Here is a 6,664-nt window from a genome sequence, read left to right as displayed (position 1 = left end):
TTAAAGCAGCTCTAAAGAGTTTTGAGTTAAAAGTTAAACTTCAAGTTTTCATTCAGGACGAATGTACTGATTAACTATTTTTTTGGGGAAAATTAGTTAACCCATCATTATAACATATAATTAATTTGCAAGAGTTCTAATAATTAACTGAAAGTCCCTCCCATTATTGTTTCTATCGTTTGTTTTCGGATTTATGCAAGAGGTCTCTTGTAAGAAACCGTGGCACTTAACCTTAAACAACATTCCTCTAAAGCTGGACTAATTCTTTGATGGGATTCCAGATGTAAATACTCCGCTTGTTTTTCGGTGACGGGTAGTTGACCGATTATACTTTTTAGAATTCTTTCTCGTCCCGCTTTTGTTCCCGTTGTTTTTTCGATCAAAAAATTCCTAATTGGGGGGTAACATAATCTAAAGTCTGTTGTCGGATCGTTTTTTCAATATCCCCTAAACTGGCTAAGTCTTCGGGAGCGGCCTCTTGATAGAGAATTTCGGCGATTCCTCGGGCGTATTCTTGGAGTTTTTTCTGGTTTTCTGGGTTCATTGACCGTTTCCTCCTTTGATATATCCCTATTTTACTCGATTCTTCTACCGGTCTCCAGCGCACTCTTCTGCAAAACTGACTTGCTCCCAAGATAGACTCTCTCTCACCAGCCGAGAAATCCTTTGTCGAAAGGTATTATTTAATCTTTCAATAGGCGCGCTCTATCTGCACTGAATAGAATTTAACTTGGTATTACTAAGGCTGCGAATGTATGAAAACGCATCAATTGGGCAAAAGCTCAACAATGCTTTTTTAAGCTCCAAAAACCGCTATATTTGTAACCCAAAACAAATTAATTCTGATTAGAGTCAGTGTTTGTAGGCGCTTTTGCCGGTGGCGATTGATGTTCACTTATCGGAACTAGGAAGAACAATCTGTCTTTTACTTAGCTGTTGCCAAATATCTACTAGGAAAACTAGCAAGAATAGATGAACAGCACCTAGAAACTGATGTCTTTCAAAGATAAAGAAGAACTTGGGTAATAAGGGAATATTCGGTGGTTTTTGAAAACCTAAATACTGTTGTGCTTGTAGCACATAAGCATTAGATACTTGGGAATAAAGAAAACAACCGTAGGCAAAAGCAGCAAATAAAGAGGCGAGTAGGGCGCGTCTGGATATCAAGAAATCCTGATAGTAGAGCCAGATAATACTGATCAGGATAAAAGGATAACCTATATAGAGATAGCGCTGATGAGTGCCACTGAGAAGAATATTAAAACCTAGGTAACTTAGTCCATGGAAAAGGCAGAGAAGTACCATTAAATAGGTAGGATTATATTTAGGGCTAATCGCCTCGGTTTTGGTGGCGAGAATTTGCCAAATCTTGATTAAACCTGTACAGATAAGAAAACCCATGAAACCAGCATAGAGTAAAAGCCCTGCTTGGTGAGGGCTGATACCTTTTTTCCAGCTACCCAGTTGCAAATCCATAAAAGGTACTCGGGAGGAAGCACGGGGTTCTAAACCGAGAAATATCCAGATATTAAAGCCATTTCCTGAGATTTTGTCACCGTGACCACTACCAGATTTTAAGACAAAGAGGAAACTAGACTGAATCAGTCTGAGGGGAACCGCAAATAAGCTATCTAGGTAGAGGAAAAATCCGAGGCTTAAAAGTAGAGTTGCTCCCAGCCAGATTAAGCCTTTAGTCTGGTATCTTTGCTGGAATTTGTAACCTGTGGTGAGGATAAGTAGGGCAAAAAAGGGTAGGGAAAAAATAAAGAGTTGTTTAGTGAGAATAAATAAGACTAAACTAAACATCCCCAGGAGAAACCAGAGGATATTTTTGAGCAGAGTGTTTGTCTCACTCCAAGATTGGAAAAAAGCAATGGTCGCCAGAAGGCAAAATAATAAGCCTACGTTGTCAATCTGTCCCCAGAGAGAACCTGCCGCCCAGATAAATAGCACTAGGGTTATGCTTAAACCGATGATTACGGGGCGTTTGAATTTTAAGATTCTCGCTAGGTAGGTGAGAAGGAGAAAATTGACAGCATCAACAAATGCTAGGTAAAAACGGAAGTAGTAGATAGCTTCGGTTTTTTCGCTAATTCCCAATAGGGATTTTATCGCCGCAATTACGCCGCCACTCGCCAGTATACCTATACTAGGATAGTTGGGGACTTTGCGAGGACAATCCATATATACTTTACCTGCTGCGAGACAATCCCCCCATCTACTAAATTGGAAGACATCGGTAACGTGGTAAATGGGGAGAAAATAGACCAAAATAAAGGGTAGGGCCACTCCTAGCACATAGGCAAAGGGGATGAGGAAATTATTTTTTTCCCCTCGGTTGGTTGAGTCTAGAAAGTTTTTCATTATTTGGTAGGGTTTGCTGAAAAAGTCGCTCAAGTAATTGCAGGACTTTGCAGAACTGATACCATTTTTCTTTATTCGTGGCAGGTATCCCAGTCCCCTCTCCTTTTCTGGGAGAGGGGTTCGAGGTGAGGGTAATTAACCATCTCTGCCATTACTTTAGAAAAATGGCATGAGAGGCATAATAACAGCAATGGGGGAAATAGTTTCTCGAGTGTTTCTTGCTTACTAGCATCAAGCCAAGATGTAAGATAGCTTTTAAGGCTTCTTCCCTTTTCGGGGCGAGTTTTTTCACGAGAGATTTTAATTCCCACCAAAGATGTTCTATTAGCTCACCATTCAATTCTGATTAGAGTCAGTGGCTGTGGCCATTTGCATTCTCTGCACCAGATTATCGAGGGCTAATTCTAGATGCAAACCGGCATCCACGGCGGTCCAACCCTGTTCGGTTAGGTGTCGCCATTCAAAGTGTAGGTGCGGACCAGTAGAAACTCCCGTACTACCCACGCGACCGATAACCGCTCCCTGTTCCACCCATTCTCCCGGTTTGACGGTAATTTCCGAAAGGTGGGCATAACGAGATTCTTGACTACCATCGAGGTGACGCAAAATCACCGTTAATCCGTAACCTCCCAACCAGTCGGCGGTGGCCACTTCCCCTGCGTAGGCGGCTAATACAGGTGTTCCCATCGGTGCGCCTAAATCAGTACCCGCGTGCATGGCCCGATTGCCGCTGACCGGATGATTTCGCCACCCGAAAACCGAGGTAATTTGGGCGGGAAGAGCGAGGGGAAAGAGTAAATCGGTGCGTTGAGTTTGGTTAGAATCCGTCGGACTTAAACGGGTGGCCCGCTCATAGGTGGTCGCTTCGCTGATTGCTTCCACTTCTGCGCGAGTCACCGGGGCCAAAGCTAATTTTACGCCATTCCATTCCGGGGGATTGAGGGCTACCACCTGACTTGGAATCACCGTCGGGGCGGCCAGACGTACTGGGGAGCTAGAAGCGACGAGAGTGGGGGCATAACGACGCAGGGAATTATGAGCGATAACCGGCTGATTTTGAGACCGCCGTCCTACCCGCACGGCCGGATTAGGATTGAGACGCACCCGGGCTAGATTAACCGGGGGTAAGGGTTTGGCCACAGTGCTGACCGGCTGACGACGGGAGGCCCGGGCCGCCAGATTACAGCTACCTCCTACCAGTTGACCATTTTGGGCGATGGTTTGGCAACCACTGCGGCGCTCGGTGACGACAACGGAACTGGGGGGGTTAAAGTTTCTAGTATCGATAAAGTTATTTTTACCGCCGGCCCGGGGGGCAAGGGTAGGCATATCGGTTCGATGGTTTTCGGGGATAGCCAGACGAGGGGCAGGATTAGTATTTTCTTTGATAACGGGGGCTTTTAGAGTCGGGGCGGCATTTTCCACTACCGAGGTTTCGCTGCCAATTTCGGAATTAGCGATCGCATTGGGAGCAAGAGTAATCAGACCGCTGACCACTAAACCGAGACCACTGCATAAACTCAGCTTCTTTTTTAAGGATTTTCCGAGAAAAAGTTTCAATATCACCGATGAAGGATACATAGGGCGGCCTCACTTCTCACAGTTTAGTCAAAAAAATATTTAGACTCAATTATAGCCGAGACTGACCCTACCGGCCGGTATATAGATTTCGCTACTGGCATTGTCCGAGGTTAATTTAACTTTTAATTCCCCTCGATCGCTTACCCCCGTTATTATGCCCTGATAGCCCTCAAAAACTATCTTTTGACCAAAATTGGCAAAAAATTCTAAATAGGAAGCTAATAGGGCTTTTATGCCGTGATTACAGTAATATTCATGGCCGTATAGGATAGCATCGCTGGTGAGAGAAGTTAACTGAGCGATCGAGGTACTTTTATTGCCAGTAAAAGCCTGTAAATTAATACCCGTGGGGGGGACAGGATTAGACCAATTGAGGCCTACTCCGATGACTGCTTGCGGGATTTTTTGACCCTGAATACGGGTTTCTAGGTTAATTCCCCCTAGTTTGCGCCCTAGTAATACTAAATCATTCGGCCATTTGATTTTAACAGGTATTTCCTGACAATTCAGGTGATGAGCGATGCCCCAAACTGTAGCGAGAACGAGATGGGCAGATTTATCCACCTCTAAATCCAGATTTAAAGCCAAAGATAAATATAATCCTCCCGGTTCAGAAATCCACTCCCGTCCCCATTGTCCCCTCCCGGCACTTTGTTGACTAGCAGTCACCACAAAAGGCGGATTTTCCCCCGACTCTAATAATTCCCACGCTTTAGTATTAGTGGAAGGTAATAGCTCAAAGTGATGGATTTTGGTCATAAATTGGAAGTGGGGAGATGGGTGTAGGGTGTAGGGTGTGGGGTGTGGGGTGTGGGGAGATGGAAAAAGATAATCAATAAAAGTAATCTCTTCAATACTGCCTCCTGTCTCCTGTCTCCTGTCTCCTGTCTCCTGATTAGGTGCAAGGAAGAGAACGCAGGTACTCACTGAGGTGGGAACGTAAACCGATGCCATGGAAAAGCGGGCCACGACTGCCTAATTCGACAATACTGACAGCGGCTACGGGCATTTCAAATCGATCGCGATAACGGCCCACATCAATGCCCATCAGACTACAGAGCATGATCCGGATGGTGGCCTTGTGGGAAACGATCAAGATATTGCCATCACTGTGGGTGTGTTCAATTTCCTCCAAAACGGCTGCGGAACGACGGGCGATATCGATGCCCCTTTCCCCGTTGGGGGGAGCATTCCAAGCCGGATCCGTCAACCAGCGTACATAGAGATCATGATATTGATGGTCAATATCGTTGGGGTGCATACCTTCCCAAAGACCATAACCGATCTCTTGTAATCCCTGGCGGATTTCTAATTTCAGTCCCACCGCTTCACAGAGAGGTTTAGCGGTTTGAATAGCTCTTTGGAGGGGACTGACGTAGGCCGCACGCCAAGGTAAAGAACGATAGACATCGGCGAATTCTTCCGCCATTTCGATGCCTTCGGCAGTCAAACCGGGATCATTTTCTGGAGTACCACAGTATCCTCCCGTTTTGCTATAGGCTGTCTGTCCGTGTCGCAGAAAATATAACATCAAGCACATAGTTTTTCAGGAGACCAAATCCGGGGCTTCCTTGGTTACTGTTGACTGGTTAGGTTCCCGCTCGGGAGCGCAGGTCATTGCGGAGGTGAGAGCGATCGCCCATGACTTGAAAGAGGGGACCATGTTCGGCTAATTCGACGATCGTCACCGAGGCCACGGGCATGGCAATTCGATCGCGATAACGGCCGATATCAATGCCTAAAAGAGAACATAACATGATTCGGATCGTTGCTTTATGGGAAACGATCAAAATATGGCCATCATCGTGATGATGGTCGATTTCCTCTAATACTTCCGAACTACGGCGAGCGATATCGATGCCTTTTTCGCCTCCTGTGGGAGAATTCCAGCCCGGATCTGCTAACCAGCGCACATAATCATCATGAAACTCCTGATTAACCTCGGCTGCGGTTTTTCCCTCCCATTGGCCGTAGGCAATCTCTTTTAATCCTTCCCGTTTGTGGATGGGAATACCCAAGAGTTCGCTTAAAGGGTTGGCGGTGGCCATGGTACGTTTGAGGGGACTGGAATAGATCCCTGTCCAAGGCACATCTCGATAGGCAAGGGCGAAATCCTTGGCCATTTCATAGCCTGCTGGGGTTAGTTCCAAGTCTAATCGACCGCAAAAACTACCCGTTTGACTGGCTGTGGTTTCGCCATGACGCAAAAAGTAAAGTTTTAGACTCATCTTTTGGGTGCATCTCAATATTTGTGACTCTCTCCCACTTATAGTGATAAGCAGAAGTTATTAAAAGAGGGCGAAGGCAATTCGCCGCTACAATCATCCTTTTTACCTTTTGTTTCTCGGTAATTCTCTAAATTACCACTATATTTGGGACACCTCGAATAAAAGATTTTGTTAAGAAAGTGTTGGTCGGGGAAATCTCCTTTATATACAGTGGTGAAGAGGGAATAATTCGCCAATTCAAAAATGAAACGCATCAACCTCAAGAGTTGACAAAGAAAGGCTCATCAGGTACTGTCTGATCATTAACAAAAACAAATCAGACCCAAAAACGAAGCCCTCAACATCTTAACATAGAACAAAGAAACTGGCTCTCCTGGTTTTCGTGTGTTAATTTTTGTTATAAATTAAAGCAAGCAAACAGCTTAAGTCGAAGATGTTCAAAATTGGTAAATCCATAACTCATTCTTTTAATAAGCTTGATTTTGGTATTC

8 protein-coding genes are annotated in these 6,664 nt (G+C 45.0%); all 8 read right to left on the bottom strand.

The features are described 5' to 3' along the window. Positions 1-191 precede the first annotated feature (191 nt). Positions 192-383: a hypothetical protein gene (locus IM507_RS16770; protein ID WP_123230359.1), complete on the bottom strand. Its 192-nt coding sequence runs from the start codon at positions 381-383 to the stop codon at positions 192-194. Next, the gene (locus IM507_RS16765) at positions 380-544 is read right to left on the bottom strand and encodes a hypothetical protein (protein ID WP_184891191.1); all 165 of its coding nucleotides are present in this window, start codon (positions 542-544) and stop codon (positions 380-382) included. The genes IM507_RS16770 and IM507_RS16765 overlap by 4 nt, the downstream gene beginning before the upstream one ends. A 347-nt stretch (positions 545-891) precedes the next feature. Beyond that, complete coding sequence (locus tag IM507_RS16760) at positions 892-2,364, bottom strand: hypothetical protein (RefSeq protein WP_002736650.1); 1,473 nt, start codon at positions 2,362-2,364, stop codon at positions 892-894. A 336-nt stretch (positions 2,365-2,700) separates the two neighbouring features. Continuing rightward, entirely contained in the window at positions 2,701-3,945 is a 1,245-nt protein-coding gene (locus tag IM507_RS16755; RefSeq protein ID WP_002735096.1) for a M23 family metallopeptidase, read from the bottom strand. Positions 3,946-3,990: 45 nt separating this feature from the next. Then, positions 3,991-4,704 (bottom strand): biotin--[acetyl-CoA-carboxylase] ligase, encoded by a 714-nt coding sequence (locus IM507_RS16750; protein ID WP_042790744.1) that lies wholly within the window; start codon positions 4,702-4,704, stop codon positions 3,991-3,993. A 136-nt stretch (positions 4,705-4,840) separates the two neighbouring features. Then, positions 4,841-5,485 (bottom strand): histidine phosphatase family protein, encoded by a 645-nt coding sequence (locus tag IM507_RS16745; protein ID WP_002765895.1) that lies wholly within the window; start codon positions 5,483-5,485, stop codon positions 4,841-4,843. Between the two features lie 49 nt (positions 5,486-5,534). Further along, positions 5,535-6,173 (bottom strand): histidine phosphatase family protein, encoded by a 639-nt coding sequence (locus IM507_RS16740; protein ID WP_002736693.1) that lies wholly within the window; start codon positions 6,171-6,173, stop codon positions 5,535-5,537. A gap of 397 nt (positions 6,174-6,570) precedes the next feature. Then, positions 6,571-6,664: transposase (locus IM507_RS16735; protein WP_287637371.1), on the bottom strand; the 94-nt coding region annotated here is incomplete at its 5' end.

It is taken from the genome of Microcystis sp. M20BS1 (assembly GCF_020245305.1).
Lineage (GTDB): Bacteria > Cyanobacteriota > Cyanobacteriia > Cyanobacteriales > Microcystaceae > Microcystis > Microcystis ichthyoblabe_A.
Note: the sequence above shows the minus strand (reverse complement) of the source record. Positions and strands in the feature narration are given on the sequence as shown.